13 protein-coding genes are annotated in these 19,746 nt (G+C 39.9%); 9 read left to right on the forward strand and 4 right to left on the reverse strand.

The window, feature by feature from the left end; translation table 11 throughout:
• Positions 1–12: 12 nt before the first annotated feature.
• From M1D71_RS07205 to M1D71_RS07220, 4 genes are all read left to right on the forward strand, one after another.
• Positions 13–3,363 carry a hypothetical protein gene (locus M1D71_RS07205; protein WP_458125861.1) on the forward strand — a complete coding sequence of 1,117 codons (3,351 nt, stop codon included), beginning with the start codon at positions 13–15 and terminating at the stop codon, positions 3,361–3,363.
• Entirely contained in the window at positions 3,360–6,095 is a 2,736-nt protein-coding gene (locus M1D71_RS07210; RefSeq protein WP_458125862.1) for a hypothetical protein, read from the forward strand. Before M1D71_RS07205 ends, M1D71_RS07210 begins: the two co-directional genes overlap by 4 nt.
• Before the next feature lie 198 nt (positions 6,096–6,293).
• Positions 6,294–8,198 (forward strand): hypothetical protein, encoded by a 1,905-nt coding sequence (locus tag M1D71_RS07215; protein ID WP_458125863.1) that lies wholly within the window; start codon positions 6,294–6,296, stop codon positions 8,196–8,198.
• Between the two features lie 78 nt (positions 8,199–8,276).
• Positions 8,277–9,104 (forward strand): hypothetical protein, encoded by an 828-nt coding sequence (locus M1D71_RS07220; protein ID WP_458125864.1) that lies wholly within the window; start codon positions 8,277–8,279, stop codon positions 9,102–9,104.
• A 162-nt stretch (positions 9,105–9,266) separates the two neighbouring features.
• On the opposite strand, the gene M1D71_RS07225 is transcribed toward M1D71_RS07220, so the two are convergent.
• Positions 9,267–9,518: a helix-turn-helix domain-containing protein gene (locus M1D71_RS07225; protein WP_458125865.1), complete on the reverse strand. Its 252-nt coding sequence runs from the start codon at positions 9,516–9,518 to the stop codon at positions 9,267–9,269.
• A 164-nt stretch (positions 9,519–9,682) separates the two neighbouring features.
• On the opposite strand from M1D71_RS07225, the gene M1D71_RS07230 reads away from it, so the two are divergent.
• A complete protein-coding gene (locus M1D71_RS07230; RefSeq protein ID WP_458125866.1) occupies positions 9,683–9,868 on the forward strand; it encodes an aspartyl-phosphate phosphatase Spo0E family protein in 186 nt (61 codons plus the stop codon).
• Positions 9,869–9,905: 37 nt separating this feature from the next.
• Entirely contained in the window at positions 9,906–10,208 is a 303-nt protein-coding gene (locus M1D71_RS07235; RefSeq protein ID WP_458125867.1) for a hypothetical protein, read from the forward strand.
• 125 nt (positions 10,209–10,333) lie between these two features.
• On the opposite strand, the gene M1D71_RS07240 is transcribed toward M1D71_RS07235, so the two are convergent.
• From M1D71_RS07240 to M1D71_RS07250, 3 genes are all read right to left on the reverse strand, one after another.
• Positions 10,334–12,013, reverse strand: coding sequence for an ABC transporter substrate-binding protein (locus tag M1D71_RS07240; protein WP_458125868.1), 1,680 nt, complete (start codon positions 12,011–12,013; stop codon positions 10,334–10,336).
• Between the two features lie 134 nt (positions 12,014–12,147).
• Complete coding sequence (locus tag M1D71_RS07245) at positions 12,148–13,758, reverse strand: response regulator transcription factor (protein WP_458125869.1); 1,611 nt, start codon at positions 13,756–13,758, stop codon at positions 12,148–12,150.
• A gap of 419 nt (positions 13,759–14,177) precedes the next feature.
• The gene (locus M1D71_RS07250) at positions 14,178–15,989 is read right to left on the reverse strand and encodes a sensor histidine kinase (RefSeq protein ID WP_458125870.1); all 1,812 of its coding nucleotides are present in this window, start codon (positions 15,987–15,989) and stop codon (positions 14,178–14,180) included.
• A gap of 346 nt (positions 15,990–16,335) precedes the next feature.
• Here M1D71_RS07250 and M1D71_RS07255 point away from each other — a divergent pair, with 346 nt between their 5' ends.
• The 3 genes from M1D71_RS07255 (at position 16,336) to M1D71_RS07265 (ending at position 19,696) form a co-directional block, all read left to right on the forward strand.
• Positions 16,336–17,298 carry an ABC transporter permease gene (locus M1D71_RS07255; protein WP_458125871.1) on the forward strand — a complete coding sequence of 321 codons (963 nt, stop codon included), beginning with the start codon at positions 16,336–16,338 and terminating at the stop codon, positions 17,296–17,298.
• A 16-nt stretch (positions 17,299–17,314) separates the two neighbouring features.
• A complete protein-coding gene (locus tag M1D71_RS07260; protein WP_458125872.1) occupies positions 17,315–18,187 on the forward strand; it encodes a carbohydrate ABC transporter permease in 873 nt (290 codons plus the stop codon).
• Between the two features lie 867 nt (positions 18,188–19,054).
• The gene (locus tag M1D71_RS07265) at positions 19,055–19,696 is read left to right on the forward strand and encodes a FusB/FusC family EF-G-binding protein (RefSeq protein WP_458125873.1); all 642 of its coding nucleotides are present in this window, start codon (positions 19,055–19,057) and stop codon (positions 19,694–19,696) included.
• Positions 19,697–19,746: the final 50 nt, after the last annotated feature.

Here is a 19,746-nt window from a genome sequence, read left to right on the forward strand (position 1 = left end):
GGAGATTCTAAGATGAAAGAAGAAGAAAGAGCTATTTTAGAGGCTGGACAAAGTATCAGAATAGGAGAACGCATTCTGAACGATGAAAATTTGCAACTAATTTTACCAAACTGGAAAGAAATTGAGACGCAAGTTGAGCAAATAAGAGCAACTGCTGTTCAAGTAACCACTGAGCGTTTGAAGAGTTCTAAACCTGTGGAGAGGCTTGATTTCAATAATGTTATAAGTATTCTCGGAGAGCGTGGTAGTGGAAAAAGTTCTGTTCTGTTGACAATGCGTGATAAGCTGATGAAAAAAGATGAAAAAGATATTTTTTTGGATATGATTATTCCTGAAATGCTGGAGGACACTTCTGATATCCTAGGAGTTATCTTGCTGAATCTTAAAAAATTTATTGATTCTAGAAGAAATGAGATTGATGGATTCTATCAAAAACAACGAAGAGCAAGATCTTCCTCCAATAAGGATACCTTTAATAGCTGTATCTATAAGGATAAAACAGAGCTTGATGTACTGTGGGATAAGGTGTTCTCGTTATATATATATCGAAAGAAGGATTACTCAAAAGTTATTGAAGAGAACTTCTCAGGAGTTACCAATTATACAGAAGAACGGAAAGAAGCACTTGTGTCTGAATTGGAGTTAACTGTTAAATTGAATCTTCTTTTTGACGAGTTGATTCTGGTATTGAATGGTGCGCAAACCGGGAAACATTTGATTTTTATTTGTTTTGATGACGTGGATTTGAATCCTAAACGTTGTAACGAGGTACTGAATGTAGTGCTAAAGTATTTGAATCATTCGAATATTGTTACCTTTATTTCAGGTGATATTACTAAGTTCCAGGAAGATATGATTAGTGAAATGCTTATTCAACATCAAGGTTTTCAATTCATAGATCGAACATTTGTTGACAAAAGAACAATGTTGGAGTCTCAGCAAGAATTAGTGTACGATTTCTTGAAAAAAATTATGCCTTATTCTCGTAGATTCATGTTACAGAAACTGGACTCTTGGGCAAAGATGAATTTTACAGTGAACGATGCAGGCAATGCGAGGTCTGAGAAACTTAACATGAAAGAACTGATAGGACGCTTTTTTAAAGATGACAGAGAACTCCCATATCAATATTATATTACAGAGGAAGTAAAAGGAGAGCAACTCGTCACTATAAAAGTCCAGAATATTCCATCTTTTTTTAATATTTTTGATGATAAACCGCGCGGTTTAATTAATTTATATAGCTATTTACATTTTAGTGAAGATTCTACAAGAGAAAAACATAGAGTAAATAACAATTTAAAGCTTTCAGGTGATGAAACGAGTCATTTCTCTGAGGATTTTGAGCGACTAATTGCTTACTATAAGAAGCTGTTTACCATGATTATTGAAACAAATGCCTCGTTGCGCAAGCATCGGGAATTTCTTCTTAATTTGTATACTTTAACAAATAGTCATACAGATAAGGGCAATCCTATAGTTATCGAAATACATCATGAACGGTTAAGATTTGAATTTATAGATAATCACAAGAATATTTCACAAGAAGAAAAGATTCTTATTATTCACTTCCTTTACTTTGTTGAAAGTCTTGTCACTACAAGTATAATTCTCATTGATGGTAAAGAATATAGTCGTGCTCTAAATTTAGCCCTTGGAGTTATTGATGGACAAAGAATAATACCACATACGTATGACGTTAGAAACGTATTTGCCATGTATTCAGAATTGAATTATATTTTTCAGAATGATCAGTTGAATCAGATATACGATAAACGTCTTTATACAAAGAAATATCTTGAAATTATCACGAATAAATTTAGTGACCATGGTACTAGGTTTTCTGATGACCCGCTTTGGTTGAATAATTATGATCTAATTTCTAATGATATTGAAAAAAATAAACTGGATATAAAAAATAAGATTTTAGAGGATTTTAAGGAGTTTAGCTTTGATGTAAGAATATTAGACAGGATGTTGTCAAGAAGGCATAACAAATATCTCAACAATGATGTTGAAGCAGCTCCGATAAATAGAAGACGATTGAAGAAATTAACTTCTAGATTCGTGGACTATTCATTGTACTATTATTTCAGCCGAACTGTAGATATTGAAGAAAGAAATGAATATTTTGAGAAAGTAAACCAGACAAGAGGGCAGCTTGTCAAGGTTGGTACAATAGTCGATCAAGTCATACAAAGTAATCGCTTTAGAATATCTCCAGAAGTCAGCAAGAAATATGATACTCTAGAGATAGATATTGAGAGATTGGATGTAGAAATTGAAATAAAGCGTCTGCAGTTATTTAAACAATTTCTAAAGGAGGAAATTGACTTTTTCATTAAAACAAGAAGCAGAAGTAACGAAACAATATTAAAGAATCGCATTAAAGATGGTAAAATCAGTATATTTATTGAGTTGGAACTTGATTCTTATAAAAAGGAGTTGAATGAGGAACATCTGGAATACTTATCTTCTATTCAAAATAAAATATTCAATATAGAAAACAAAAATATGATAGAAGATAATCGAATAAGACAAATTAGAGAACTATACGTTGATTTCAATGAAATAGCTGAAGGAACAGATGTAATCGAGAAAGGGAATAACTATTCGCTATATTATGAGTTGGGGCTCTTTAAAGGAACTGTAACCAGAGCTGTAAATGCTTATAACACGTTTATTAAGATTCATTTTTATAATGTTATGGTTGTAGTTATTAATGAGTTGATCGATGACCTTGAGTCTTCTCAAATTTTGCTTTTGTTACAAGAGATCCAGGAGAATAATATAGATAATCTTATGAATGAGCACTCTTTAGTAGGGGAGTTAGAAGAACAGCAACATATTATTAAAGAGACAATCTGTAATAGTCTCAAATATAAGTTGGATAGCCCGAATGCTCTTAATTCAATTTATACCTACAGGAATGAGTTATTAACAGAATTGGATAAACTACAAGATCAATATTCTATTAATGAGATCCAAATTCAAAAAATTAATCAATTGATTACCAAGATTCCTGCTGAATCTTTAAAGGCGGAGTTAAGAAATGTGCAAAGAAAGCTTTTAGTATCAGGGTTAGTAAATAAAGCTGAATTTGATGAAATAGAAAAACGAATGAAAATATATTTGGATAATCTGGAGTTAAAGACAGATGAGATGGACTCATATGTTGTAATTGAATTAAAATCATTGGCTAAGAATTTGAGCAGAAAGGAAGAAATGTCTGAGACGAGTAAGGAGATTCATCGAGTTAAAAATGAAGCCCAAGAAAGACTAAACGATCTTGCTCTGGAGCAAACTATATATGCCTTAGCCTATTTGTATCATCAAAAAATTGAGAATGGTGAGACGATATGATTAAGCATTTTACAGGGTTAGTCTCCAAAATGGCTACCTTGCCATTTACAGAGTTCCTTTTTGCTAAGGAAGCCTTGTTTGAGGGACTTATCCAAATTGGAAAGCAGGAAGGTCGGGATAGTAAGTACAAAAAATATGAAGATATTAAGAAAATAATTCAGGAAGCATTAGTTGGTAAGCAACACATCAAAAGTCTGGATACTCTTAACCTGCTCTTTGAACAATACTATCCACTTAAGAGTTTCATTGAAGCTGATTCAGAAGATTACATTTATTTAGAACATCTAAACAAACTTACAGGTTCCTTTATCACACACCGTAATGGAAAAATCTCGCTAAAGTACTGGAAGAATGCCAATGATGAATTGTTGTTTGGGGCTTTTGAGGGAGTTAAAAAGATAGAAGTCTGGAATACATTCTCAAGAATGTTCTGTATCGATATATTGGTAGTGTTGCATTTATTAAACAATGATATGAACCATCCTTCATATCTTAACGGTTATTACTGGCTTATTAATTTAGGGGATATGCAGTTAGATAAAGTAATGGAACGCGGCTTAGCGGAGACTCATATCCATATTAGTGCCGGTATTAACTTTAATATAATCTGGCAAGAACTAATGAATATGAATCGTGAGGAGAGCCTTGTGAAGCTCGGATCTTTCTGGAATCAAGTAGATGATCCATATCTTGAAGATTCCCTTAAGATATGTGGTTTAATTCGAGTATTGCTCTTTAAATACCTCATGAGTGAAGAAAACAGAAAACTTGATGAATATTTGGAAGTATGGTTAAATGAAGAATTCATTTCTGATTTGGATCTTCAATCTGGTAAAGATTTAAGTCATTTATTGGAGTGGTTTATCCTTCGAAAAAATAAGCCTGCAAAATATAACTACAAAAAAATACACAAATTTTTGCTTCATGACTTCTTATTTCTTGAAGGGAATAGTGAAACGCAATCTGTGGAAATCATCAAAGCAATGGCAGGACTTAAGGAGCTTCATACAACGGATGAAAATATATTTTTGTTGAAATCTTTGAGTTATATAAAATACCAGAATAATCTTGGTTCAAGAGACAGTTATTTTTCAAAGCTATTCTGGCAATATTTACGAATTAAAAACATGGTTTATCAAGGTGTAACGCAATCTAATTACATGGAAGGCCTTGATTATTTCAGGCATTTTTTTTCTAGAGCTTCATCTAATTCTAATATGCTCGAGCATGCGATTCGCAACCAAGTCTACAATAATAATTTGAAGAAGCTTGAAATAAGAGTAACCCCATCTTCCAAGAATAATGCCCATGATATCAAGAATGATCTTAGAAGAAACTTAAGTGTTTTTTTTCAGACCTATAAAAGTATCCTAGAAGATCCTAAGGTGCATTATCCGGATTTCCCACAGATTGGAATCGTTTATCATTTAATCAAAGCTCGGGATGAATCATTTTATGAGAAGTGCTGGTACAAGGATTCAGACCGTAAGCATTTACAGAACGATAATTACTTCTATGGTCGCCTTCAAAAGAAGTACATGGAGACTGTAGAGGCAATTAATGCTTTACGTGAGAAAGTCCCTGGGCTTTCCAGATATATTGTGGGCTTGGATGCTGCAAGTGTGGAGAACAATACAGAGCCGTGGGTATTTGCACCCATCTATCGTCATGCAAGAGATAGTCACAACAGCAAACTGATGCTACTTGGACGTGAAGAACGAATCCAAACTCTCGGGTTTACCTATCATGTAGGTGAGGAGTTTAGGCACCTATTATCAGGGTTGCGTCATATAGACGAAGTAATTGAACAATTTAACTTTCATGTCGGAGATCGAATAGGACATGGTATTGCTGTAGGACTTGATGTGAAATGTTGGTGTGAAGAAAATCCTGTTGTTGTTTTACCCCGAATAGAATATATGGAGAATCTCCTTTGGTTGTGGGGTCAAGCCTTTATGGAAAAAAAGTACAATTTGGAATTGGATTTATTAGGAATTGAACGGGAAATTATGTTGCAGGCCGAGAAGATATACCACAACATTGAAGGGATCACCCTATTCACTTTATGGAAGGCATATCAAGGTAGATTTCAGCCTTTTGAAACAGATGAAAGCTACATTTATGATATGTGCGTGACTGAGACAAACCGGACAGGAAAGTGGCGTAATGATATCGAGATGCCGATAAATCACTTTTGTAAGCAACCTACAGGTATTCATGCAATGTGGAACGAGTCAAAGTTGATTCATGCCAATCACTGCAAATGTTATCTAGAGCGAATGTATGAGGTAATTCAGATTACAGTAGGCGACCATGAAGTTATTTTATTAGAAAATTTGCAAGCATTTGTACGTAATAAACTAAATATTAAAGGTATTGTTGTGGAGACGAATCCTACATCTAATCTTGCGATTTCAGGTATTGAGAGGTTGTTCAATCATCCTATTCAAAACTTAAATGTACAAGGGTTGGAGCATGAAAATCAAACAGGCAAAGGACTTGTGATATCGGTTAACTCTGATGATCCAGCTGTATTCAACACAAGTATCAGTAATGAGCTGTCCTATATATTCTATTTACTTCAGGAAAAAGGGTACCCGAGAGACAATATCTTGGAATGGATTGATAAGATCCGTGAATGGGGACTGATGACCTCGTTTATTAAAGATCGTGGTGTAGAAAAAGATGTATTAATCAAAGAAATAGATGATATTATTAAGCATTTAAAGTAATGAGATATTTCTTTCAGTTAATGGAGCATAAACTAGCTCGCAGCGTACGCGGGCTAGTTTAGTGTGGATAATAGTAACTGTTCAACGTCGCTTAGATAAACTTAAGTTGTTCTAATATTACGTAGCAAAGTCATGAATGGCTATTCAGGAAAATCAAAAAATATACTCATCGGAGGTGATTCCTTGAGGATCTATAATATGATTGAAGCGAAAAAACTTAAATCAGATTTTAATAAATTACAAAAAAATTCCTATCATAAAGCTGTAGAATTTATAAAAGAAAGATATCAAAAAAAAGGTTTCTATTTTCATAGATTATTTTTACATTCTGGCCTTATTTTCGCACTGGAACCATCTGAAATTCAATCGATTATTTCTGTTATAGTTATAGAAAATGAGAGTGATACAAAAATCAAGAAAGATTTATATTTTTTAAATTATCTTCTATTAAGAAAGAAAGCTTATGATGAAAAGATTACTCAATTAATAAGTTCAACTGAAGAAAGCATTAGTGTAGAATTAATTTTCAATTACTTAGAATTTTTAAAATATCGTATTTATGTTCATAATGAGCCGTTGAGTGGGACTTTCCGAAGTGAAGATGAGGTTGAAGCTCACTTCGAACATATTCTTAGTTGCTCTAATGAGATAGTTGAACTAATTCGTACAAATAAGGTTTCTCCAGTCTCCTTAGATAGCAGTCTATGCTCAGAAGAAACTCTAAGAGAATTGTTTAGACTGATTTCTCGAAAAAAGGCTACTCAAGAAAAAATTCTTTCAATACTATTGGAAATTACAGAAGTTAATATTGTTGAAAATTTTGACTACTATGATAATAGGATTGAAAAAGCATATCTTACGGAATATTACATACCATTTTGGAGAGAATTTGAGATTTACAGAGATTTGAATTGTTCACTATTTTCTCAAGAACTTTCAGATGAAGAAGAATTATTTTTGTTAAAAGCTAGTGGCTCATTAAGGGTGTTTAACTCTGAATTAATCTACCTTGATAACAATAACCAAATAGATTTTAATGTTGAAGTTGATCTCTACCAAGCATATAAATATCTAGAACCAATGTATGGAGACCATGACAACGTGTTTGAGTACAAGAATAAGGGTTTCAAAATAAAAGAGCTTATTGAAAGTTATAAAAGTCTACTAAAGATAAATTATACACTTCTGAAAAAAGCTAACGAAGGGCAACAATGCTCAGTTCTTGTTTTAGAAGAAAAAGAATTGCTTGAAATGTCTTATATCAAACATCCAGAGTTACTACATCTATTATCAATAAATTTAGAAAATTTAAGCGAAGCTTCAACACTTATGAACTATAAGCCACTGATTCGAAAAGAAGAGTGCTATTTCATCGTACCATCTCATTTTGAGAATACTACAATAGAAAGAAGTATTGATAAAATACTTTCAAGCGTTGATACAGTGAATATTAAGACTAAAAAAGGAATATTTTTCGAAAACCAGATAGAACAATTTTTAGAAAGTATGAATTTGGAGTATGCTAAGGTTTCCAGAGATGAAAAGAATGGAATACCAGAAATTGACGGATTGTTTGTTCTAGATGATTATGTATTTATCTTTGAGGCAAAAGCAATGATTAAACCAGAAAGTATCATTGAAGCTAGCGATTGTTTTGAATCAAAGGTATATAAAAAAGCTTTTACACAAATTGTGGAGCGACTAAACGTTTTAAATGATCCCGAAAAAAGGAGTCTTATAGAGGTTAAAACAAAAATTAGCTTGAGGGGAAAAAAAATCGCACCATTTATATTAATGAATCATGTTTATTTCAATGGATATCAAGGTTTATATTTCACGCAAGGTGATGAAACAAGACACGTACCTATAATTGACTTTCTTACACTAAAAAGTTTGATAATGACGAAGGGTTTTCCAACATGGAGGTATAATAAAAAGCGTAATGCATACAAGCCTCACATCAAAATGTACCAAACTGCAGAACAACTTTATTACTACATGTTGAATCAATTAAATGAGCTAGTTTCAAGCGAAGAAACTATATATCAACTGGATGAAAATTTCATTCTTTCTCCAATTGCTAAGTCAGTTAGAATACTCTAGAGCTAGGTAGAAACATATTTCTTATAAGGTGGGTAAAATGAATCCATTTTCTTTCGGTGCAGAGTCTTCAGCAGAACAATGTTTAAAAAATATGGACAGAATATTTATAGGATTGGTGAAGAACGGTATTTCAGTTCATCCTTCTTGTCGTTTTTCTATTTCAGAAAAAATTTCGAGGAATTCTATAACAAAGTTATTATAGGAGATGAAGAATCAGAAAGTTTTAATTTACCCGAATTACTGGAAGGATACAGGGATTATTGTGAGTTAAAGTTGATATACTCTTCAAACAAATTAATGTCTGAAGCAATTAATGATGTACGTAAGATAATGTCTGGCAATTTACTTAACTCAATGGATAAGAATAGAACAGCAAGAGACATACAGTTTCAACTTTCTTTTGCTGCGCATCTTGAGTTAGCCGGGTATAGCCTAATAATTCAAGAGCCTGATTTCTTGGTCGAAAAAAATGGAATGATTTATTCTGTAGCGGCTAAAAGACTGTCAGGCAAAAGTTCGATTTATAACAATATTGTAAAAGCAGAACAACAAATTTTGAACCATTCATATCCAGGGTTTATAGCATTGTCAGTAGAGAGATTAATGGATGAAAAGGATTTCCTTTTGTATATTGATGACCCAGACCAAGCATCAGAGATTTGTTACAGGCTTATGTGTAAACTTATAGCTTCCAATTTTAATTCCAAGCACTTTGTTCGAAATGATCAAGTTAGGGCACTTTTATTTTCATTTTCAATGGGCTGCATCTCTCCAAATCTTGAACCAGGCTATTCATCTGCGTTTACTTACTTCTCGGTGAAAGAACCAGAAAGTAAGTACGGTAAAGAAGTGGAGAGTTTCTTCGGTCATTATTGCATTACTGATGGAGATTTTTTTCCGGTGTAGTATTTAGATAGAATGATATAGTAGCGGTCTACTCAACACATTTTACGAAAAAACTTTAAAAACTGGCAGAACAAATTCTAAACAAGTTTTGTTCCGCCAGTTTTTTTCTAGGTTTATTTTTCTTCGTATGTTGATTAGTTTTATTCTTAAATAGTTGAAGTATTACTCGCCTTCTTCCCCCAATAAATAACCCACAGAAACCTCTAAAGCTTTCGCAATCATTACCACTTCATAGTCTTGAACAAGACGATATTGACCCTCTAAACGTGAAAGACTGGTTTGACTGATATCCAAACCCAATGTTTGCAATCTGGCGAGGAATTCTCGTTGTTTGATGCCTTTACTTTTACGGATGACTACGACTCGGGAGCCGATAATATTTTTATCGCCAGGTGGTTCTTGTCTATGCTTCATTATGTACACCCCTCATTTCAACCAAATTGTATGAGAAATAATGGTTGTTTTAATGCGGATATCGAATTAAAATAAAATAAACCGATAATCGCATTAAAAATGACTGCTCACGTCTAGCATTAACAAGACATGGTGCAGTTTAGACCCATCAAAGAGGTGGATGTATGAGCCGGTTGCTTGACTTATTGGAAGAGGAAAGGCGCAAGCTTAATCAGCTTGGAGAGGCATCCTTGAAGCAAGCGATTCCGTTGTGGGACAATTCTGAGGTTCAGGAACAGAGCAGAAGGGTGGACGAACTGGTGGCACGAGTTAGTGAAATGAAGGCGAGACATGACCGAGTGATACGATGATGAGTGAGAGTACATAATTCGTAGGGGAGGAGAAACAATGGATTTTCCGCCGTGGTTGCAACAAGCGATTCAGGCAAGGCTAGATGAAGTATCTGCCCGAATCGAGCATGACCCTGAATTGAGTCGTGTACGTGAGGAAAAGGACGAAGCGTTCGAAGGATTGTTTGCTGGCAAGGATATCGAGCAGACACCTGAATATGCTGAGTGGGAGAGCCGATACATTGTCAGTAAAGGAATAGAGAATGAGAGGTTATACATGCAAGGGCTAAGAGACGGAATTCAGCTCACAGTATCCTTGCTTGGCGTGTCGATGCCGGAGGAGGGCAATACGAAGGCTTGATCCACTAACGCGAATCCATATGTCATGGGGGAGCGACCCTGATCTTCACTTAAAAACCCGAGCCGAAGCGTGAATAACCGCTTCGGCTCGGGTTTTAATGCTTTACTTTTCACAACATCAGAACCTTACTTCGCACTTACCGACTTAAACCATTCATTCACTTCTTGCGTGATCTGATCACCGCCATTGGATTTCCAATTGGCGACGAATTGGTCAAAGGCATCAACTGGCAGTTTGCCGTAGATGATTTTGTTGAAGGTTTCCATCTCGGATTGGCGGAGCAGATTCCATTTGGATACCATTGTTGGCGTTGCAGCGCCAGTGAAATAGTTTTGTTTACGGATGTCGATCTGGGACATAACGACTTTACCTGCATACCAGTTTTCCGGTTTGCGGAATTCGGCCATTTGTTTCTCGTAAGGTGTTTCAGGCTTCTCGCCGTTGGCCAGCTTCACGAGTGTTTTCATGTACAGATCCGGGATACGTGCTGGGCCGGTCAGGAATGGGAATTCGTTGGAGAAGTCTTTAATCTTCTCTTTGTCACTGGTCGGTTGTCCGTCAATGATATCCCAGTCGTAACCTTTGGCGAAGCCGTATTCATACTCACTGCCCGCTTTCGGGTTAGCCAGGTTATCGAGCAAATAGTTGTAGTACAGGAAGATGGCTTCTGGATGCTTCGCATCCTTGTTGATCATGATACTTGCGTTGACACCAGAGTTCTGCCACTTCGTACCGATCTTGCCGTCTGGGCCAGCTGGTACAGGATAAGCTTTATACTTTGAACCAGGTACGTTCTTCAGCAGGTCAGGTGCAGGCCAGTCCGGTACCCAGTTTGCGCCGGGCAGAATGCCCGCTTTGCCCGCTGTCCAGCTTTCAGCGGATTTGCCTTCGTCCCACAGAGCGGAGTCAGCGTGGATATAACCTTTATCCATCCATTCAGCCAGCTTGGCAAGGGCTTGTTTGGCACCCGGGTTAACGGAGCCGTACTCGAGATTGCCGTTTGCATCTTTGTTCCATTGCTCCTCGATTGTGCCGTATGCACCGAACAACCAGTCGAGCTGACCCATCCAGGTGTTGGTGTTATTTTTCAGCGAGATCGCCAGCGGGAACACTTTGTCTGGAGACAGACCGTCCGGGTTCTCGTTCTTGAATTTGTCCATGATGTTCTCAAGGTCTGCAATGGTTTTCGGAGCTTCCAGGTTCAGCTTCTCCATCCAGTCCTCGCGGAGCCAGAGCAATGTATCGTCGTTATCGGTGTACTCCATGATCGGCATGTTGTATTTCTTGCCGTCCTTGGTGAACGGATACCATAGCTCAGGATGTGCTGCTGCGTGATCTTTCAGGGTCTTACTCGCGTACTTGTCGAACAACTCATCGATGGCGATGAATTGACCGGAGTCGATCAGCTGATTAGTCAGTACCGCATTGGTGGGTACGGATACAAAATCAGGCAGCTTTTCGCCAGAGGCGATAGCCAGTTGCAGCTTTTGTCTGTATTGATCGTCATTGGCCGGATACCAAGTATCTTTATGCTTCATACCCAGCGTTTCGAGCATCCAGCGATCGTGCACGTTATTTTCTTTGGTATCTCCTTGCACGTATTTCTTCGGCATTAATACCGAACTGAACTCGATGGGTGGATCATATTTTCCTTTAGCAAAAGCAGCTTCTGCTTCAGCTGAGCCGACAGTTCCCGGCGTATTATTCCCATTGTCACTGGCTGTCTCGCCACTGCCGCACGCAGTGATCGTGATGAGCGCGATAACCATGAGCAGTGACCACCATGTTTTTTTGAATTTGATCATTGTTCAATCCCCCTACGGTGTATGATCTTTACAGTGTAACTGTACCAATTTGTGCGGGAGTGCATCTATATGAGTTTTTTAGTTTTGATAGGACTCTATTAGTGAATGTTCCAAAAGATCGGTTTTCAGTCATGTTATTTATGCTGGTCTCTGTACTCCTGCGGAGTAACGCCAAATTGGCGCTTGAACACTTTGATAAAATAAGCCGGGTCCATATAACCAATTTCCATGCTGATTTCATACACTTTTTTGGTGGTCGTGACCAGCTTGTGGCAGGCCCGATCCATACGCAGGCGCGAGATATAATCACTGATGCCTTCACCCGTTTCGATCTTATAGATCTTGGACAAATGGGTCGGGTGCAGATTGACATGGTCGGCCAGTACACGTAAAGATACATCCAGATGCAGGTTCTTATCTGTAAAATCCTGAATCTTCTTCACATACTCGGAACGAATGTCCTTGATCTCGTTGGACGTGCCTTCCTTGAGTTTGCCCAGCACACTGAGCGACCATCTCCGCAATTTGCTGATGGTAGCGAAAACTTCCCCACTTTGCAAACCCTCGACATCATTGCCCATTAAAGTGGTCAGAGTCAGCTTGTTCCGGTGGGCGATGTTAGTGAACGAAGCCGTAATGAGAAAACCAGCCTCCATGCAATGCTCCCATGATTCCGACCATTTCTCATCAAGCTCAGCGCAGACCGCGAGGATTTTCTCTTCGGCGGCATCCCACTGTCCGCTCTCTAGCAAACTAATGAAGGTGGGGGGAGTGTACAGTACGTCCAAGGGACCTTGCGCCGCAGGTGTCTCGACATCGCTGACACGCATGACAAATTCGCGTTCGTCGCCGACGATCTGCCGGAAATAGGAAGAAGCCTGACGGAAACGATCGTAAAGCTGGTCCGGAAAGGTGAACCACTCGGTGATAACGATGGAGAGGGAGCCTTTGAGAAATTGTTTTACTTTGGATTGAAGCTGAATGGACAGCTTCTCCAGAATGGTTTCTTTACCAATATCGCCCTTCCGATCTTTAAACTGAAGCAAAAACACCAGATATCCGTGCTCCTCCTTCACGCCCCACACTTCCATAAACTCACCCATAATCTCTTCCGCCATATTGATGATCGCATATTCGATCAGGGTCTGATCATTGCTGTCATAGTGTCCGAATTCTTCTTCTAACCGTACCAGCATTAATGCGGCTTCTCCGGTATGAAAGGGCAGATCGTAATTGGCGAGTTTCCGCTCCCATTCCGCAGCGGCGATTCGCTGTCCCTGCAAAGCTCCTAGGAGTAGTCGTCCCCGCAAATGGGGGAGATTCTCTCGCAACGTAAACTGCGTTCGTGTCAGTGAACTGACAATTTCCCATTCATTGTTCAATTGATCGATGGCTTTCTGCACAGCGCCCATTAATTCCTCGTCTGTCGGGGGTTTGAGCAGATAGTCTACGGCTTCGAACTGGATAGCTTTTTTGGCGTAATCAAATTCGGAATACCCGGATAACAGGATACACTTTATCTTTTTGTCCCGGATGCGGATGCGTTCGATCAGTTCAATACCTGTCATTTCAGGCATCTGAATGTCTGAGATCACGATATCGATGGGGTGAGTGTCGATCATTTGTAGTGCTTCGTGTGCCGAGTATGCTTTATGCACATGTTCGATCCCCAGCGTGTGCCAGGGCTTGGTCATGGACAGGTTATCGACCCAGTGTGCTTCATCGTCTACGATCATCATTTGCATGGTGTTTGTCTCCTTGGTGGTATATAAGTCTTAAAAGTTAAAATCAATGGATGCTTCTTGTGGACGAGGTCGCTACGGATTTGAAGGGTTCTTTCGATCGCTGTTCAAGCCCCATTTTCTGAATTAGATGTTCGATGGTTAAAATGATGCTTGAAAGGCGAACGCTTTGCTTCTCCAGAATCCCTTCAATCCTTCACTTTGGTTCACACAAAGTCTAACCCTATATTTTAAAACAAAGCCTTATATAAAGATTGAATTTGCAACAAAAGCGAAGCGTATGCTCCGATGCAGCATTCTTTCGAGATTGGTTTCCAGGGGAACACTTCCGAACTTCGCTTTTACAGGTTTTTTCTGTCCTCTGCGTTCACGTGTAAATGGTTCGTTCAAAATCAAATGTCAACTTATCGTTAGTATCGATATTAATTTGTATCGGTATTTCCTTTATCGGAATCGGCGTCCTCTTTCGGTAACTCCCAGATAAGCTCGGTTCGGAATCCCCCAAGTGGGGATGGGCCGAATAGGAGGTAGGAATGGCTGCCGAACAGGTGCATGATGCGTTGGTTCGTATTCCAGAGGCCGCAGCCCATTTCTTCCTGTAATGGTTCTTGCATCTTCAAGTTGAGTGCTTCGTACTGTTCTGGGCTGAGGCCGGGGCCGTCGTCATCGATGTATATTCTGCCAAAACCGTTCAAGCGCTCCCCGGTAATTCGAATCTCCCCGGAAGAGTAGGACTTCGCTACACCATGGATGACAGAATTCTCGACCATCGGTTGAAGCATTAATCGTGGCACCGACTGGGCAAGCATATCCTCAGGGATATCGATGTGATATTCAATCCGACCATTGCGCAGCTTCTGGATATCCAGATAGTTGATGAGCAACTGGATCTCTTCCTGAAGCGATGATGTCTCCCGTTCCATACGGGTGGTATAGCGATAATATGCACTCAGGTTATGCGCCATGGAGACCACAGCTTTCTCGTCCTTCATCTGGGCCATGTTGATGATATAACCTAGACAATTATATAGGAAATGCGGATTGATCTGCGCCTGCAATTGCTTCAGCGTAGCTTCCTTGGCTCTAATTTTCTCATGGAACACATTCTCGATCAGATCCTGAATCTGATGGGACATATCATTGAATCGGCGGAACAGGAATGAGAACTCATTCTGGTTTTTGCTATACAGTCGGACAGAATAATCCCCTTGCTCTACACGGCGTAAGCCTTTGATCAGCTTTTTGATCGGATGTTGAACATTCCGGTACAGCAGGATTGACGCCGAGATGCCCACTACCAGCAGCAATATCATACAGGTGTAGAACAGATTCTGACTAAGCGAGATGGGTTTCAAAATCTGATACAGCGGGATCACATCCACCAGATGCCAATCTAGGTAGGTGGACTTCACGGAACTAACCAGATAGTTCTTCCCGTTCAGCTTCACGACATCCTGTGTAGTATCTTCCGGAGAGTGCGTGTCCAGATACTGAATGAGTTCTGCGGATAACTGCTTGTCCGCGCTGCGATTCAGAATGGGTGAATTTCCTTTGTGATACAAGAAAGGATCGCCTTGTCCACCCGCTTTATACGTATCCAGCATATTTTGAATGTTCTCGTAGCTGAAGCTGGCTTCAATCACCAGATTACTTCCCGTGAGCATCCCCGGCTGTGCCAAGGAATCGGTATAGAACCAATAGAAGGAGTTCAGTTCGTCCTGTGATGCGGCACCCTGATCCCCATAGGTCCATCGTCCACTCATATTTTTTTTCAGATACTCCTCATCATATCCTGTCGTTTGGTTGTAGTTGGCGATGACATCCTTATTCTGCTGTGAATGCACCGCATATCGGGTAGGCCATATATCTGTAACGCCGGTTTGCAGCATCATCTTCTCTTGTATCACATAACGGGTCTGCATCCGGTCATATCGATCATCCCACATGTTAAGGCCGTTGAATGCTCTGACATTGGGGTCTCGGGAGAGAATTAGGCTGAAATCCATCATCTGATTGATTCGGGAGTCGATCTGACTGGACAGAAACGTGAGCTGTTTTGTGTTGGAGATCTGCAGTTCTTTGCTGACGACATCATAGGTGACGTTATTCGAGTAGGTGTACATGATTAGAATGGGGATGAACAAGACCACAATTAACAAGTTTATTTTGGCAAAAAGACTGAATGGGGATCTGTTTTTACCTTGAAAAGGCATTAAGCGCTTCCATATATGCATGAAAAGTCTCCTTCAAATTCGTGTTCAGACTATATAGGTTGAACTAATTATTTACACAGAAACGGAGAGGACAGAAAAAACCAGAGAAAGCGAAGCGTTCGCATTTATCACCGGATTTTCCCCTTGAGAAAAGGGTATTAGAAAAATCTGGGGATAACAGCGATTGGAAGGTTATTCTGTCATCGGAGTGTCCGTGTGAATCATCTTTAGTTCAACTTATAGATTCCTAACAAAATACTATCAAGCCTAACAATGTTATATAGCAGACCTCAGAATGGCTTGATACTATTTATATCAGAGAACCCGATCACACACAAAAACTTTTTTTGGGAACAGGAGAAGCGCTATGGAGGCTAAATTGGAGGGTAAGCGGATCCCGCAGGCAAACGTTGGGAACAAGCTGGATAAAAAGAGAAAAAAACGCTACAAACAGCCATGGATTCTGCACTTTATGGTGTTGCCGGCGGCCATTATGGTCTTTATATTTTCATACATTCCGATGTCCGGAATTTTGATGGCATTTCAAGATTATAAACCTGCACTGGGATTTTTCAATTCCGAATGGGTAGGACTGAAACACTTCAGGTATATGTGGGAAAATGATTATTTCCTGCAAATTACGTGGAACACGTTGTTCTTTGCCTGTTTCAAGATTGTCATGAACCTGATCATTCCGTTTGTCTTCGCCTTATTGCTCAACGAAGTACGGAAGATGGCGCTGAAAAGAACAATTCAGACGCTCGTGTATCTTCCTCACTTTCTGTCCTGGGTTACGTTATCAGGCATCCTGATCGACATTCTGGCCCAGACGGGTATTGTCAATCAGTTCCTGGTTTCGGTATTCGGCATCAAGCCGATTTTCTTCCTGGGGGATGGCAGCTGGTTCCGATTCACGATTATCGCGAGTGATGTCTGGAAAGAGTTTGGATTCAACACGATCATCTTCCTCGCGGCACTGTCCGGCATTAACCCTTCATTATATGAGGCGGCTGAAGTGGATGGAGCAGGACGTTGGAAGCAAACGATGTATATTACCATCCCGGCACTTATTCCCATCGGGATCGTAATCGCAACCCTGGCACTGGGAAATGTGCTTAACGCCAACTTTGACCAGATCTTTAACTTATATAGCCCGTTAATTTATCAACAAGGTGATATTATCGATACGTTTGTGTATAGAGAAGGTCTGTTAAGTGGGCAGTTCAGTTTCGCTACCGCTGTGAATCTGTTCAAATCGGTCATCAGCCTGATCCTGATTGTGATCTCGTACCGACTGGCTTACCGATTCGCCGGATACCGAATTTTCTAGAAAGGATGACGAACCCATGTATCATAAAACGATGCCTTACCGCATATTCAGCATATTCAACAATGTGTTACTGACCATCCTTTCACTGCTCTGCTTGCTGCCTTTGTATCACTTACTCATGGTATCACTTAGCGCATCCGCACCTGCGAATGCTGGTCTCGTAACGTTCTGGCCGATTGGATTTACACTGGAGGCGTATGTCAAGACATTTGCAAATACCAACTTCCTCTCCTCCCTATGGGTTTCCGTGGAGCGGACAGTACTGGGAACAGGACTTGCGTTAATCGTCAATACGATCGCAGCCTATGCACTCTCCAAGGAGACGCGGGTGTTCCGCGCACGTAACATCTATCTGTGGTATTTTGTCATCACGATGCTGTTCAGCGGTGGCCTCATTCCGGGGTACATCCTGATTCTGAAGCTGGGACTGATGAACACATTGCTGGCCTTGATTCTGCCGGGATTGGTTGCGGTGTTCAACATCATTCTGTTGCTGAATTTCTTCCGTACCGTTCCCAAAGATTTGGAGGAAGCTGCATTTATCGATGGAGCAGGGCATTTGCAGACGTTTATCAAAATCTATCTACCCGTCTCCGTACCCGTTATTGCAACGGTTTCGCTCTTCATGATGGTCGGACATTGGAACGCATATTTTGACGGGATTATCTACATCCGTGATGCGGAAAAGCTGCCACTCGCGACATTCATGCAGACGATCATCGTGCAGGCCGACATGTCGAAGCTTGATCCGGAAGCAGTTGCGAACCTGTCCCAACGGACCATTCGGGCTTCGCAGATCTTTATCAGCGCGCTGCCGATCCTGCTCGTGTACCCGTTCCTGCAACGTTATTTTGTAACCGGGATCGTGGTTGGAGCTGTGAAGGAGTAGTTGAATGCAGGGGTTAGAATAGGGGTGTGAAAAAGGAGCTACTGAACTGGGGAAGGCCAGGGAGGTGGCTTCTTTTTGTGTAAATATTTTCAATCCTATTAATTTGTTGTAAGATAGTACCAATTCATAATGAAAGTGAGGTTAATCGTTTTGATACCTCCATATGTTGTAGACCTCTAGGTACGTTACTACTCATACCTAATTCTAGGTAAATCTAAAGTGCGTGCCGGGGATCTTATTGTTCAATGATAACGACGAAATGCAAGCATGGGAATTGCAACAGCTAGGCAAGAACCTGGATACATGGAAGAGAATTAAAAGAGATTTCGACCCGAGAATCAAGAAATTAAATGAATATCGAATCACAGAAAAACCAAGCATTACTATAATAATGAGGTTAAGGACATTCGAAGACTCACCCAAAGAAGCTTTCGAAAACAATTCAAACAGAACATGCTTCTTGAAGAATTTTATCGTCCAGTACCTCATGATTATCGAACGTATGGTTGGTTGTCTTACTAAAATGGAAAGAGAGAAGAAATTCTCTCTTTTTCTTTCGGTTTAAAATAAATCGTACATATGGATCTTCTAAGCTTTGCTGTCTGCTCCAAAGCCGTTGCCCTACTACGTGACCCCTGTTATAATTCCTGTATATCTACTGCATTGGGGGTTATGACGTGGCAATATGGATAATGCCGGATTGCTCGTTCGCTAGAAAGCCTTACGCAAAGCCTGAATAGGGGCGGACTTTGTGTAGGGCGCGACAAAATGAGATTGTTTGCCCTGGAATTAACATCAACATAATGGTTCAACCCGCAGGCTTTGCACCTTATTTGTTCTTCCAATAAAAATAAGGGGCTGAAAGCCATGCAAACACCATTTATTCACAATCATCAATTCAATTACATTCAAAAACAAGCTGATTTCCTGCTCAAAACGCTACGCTCGGTTGTAGATCCAAAAGTATTGGAAACCGTCCGTTATACGGTTGGTACAAATGCGGTGAGCATCTTCGATGAACTCACTCCGGAGCAGAAGCAATTGCTGGAGCAGTTATCCACGTATGAGACGACACATGAATTGCAGACGTATCTGAACCGGATGGAGTCATATCTGATTCCATATCCGCAAGTATCGGCAAAGCAGATCCAAAAGCTGTTCCCGAAGGCCAAGAAACTCAAAGTGCCCGATCTCGAATCCATTGACTACGCACATACAACCTATCTGAGATGGACCGACATCGCGACGAGCCGTTTGTTCATTGTGTATCCGTACGAAGGCAAATTCCTCGGTATTGAGGGACGGATTACACCCACGAACAAAAAAGGGTACTGCATGTTCTGTCATCGTCATCAGGAACTCGGATTCTTCAACGTGAAGACCAAGGCTCATTCGCCGGACAATTTTGCTTCCATTGCCCAGTACGTATGCATGGATAACACAGCTTGCAACCATAGCATTACCGATATCACCATGCTGGAGAAGTTTCTTCTCTCGACAGTAAAATAATGCAAGACACACAGGCAGGGTCGCTCTTCGGAGCGACCTTTTTGCCGTGT

Source organism: Paenibacillus sp. Z3-2, from assembly GCF_054161325.1.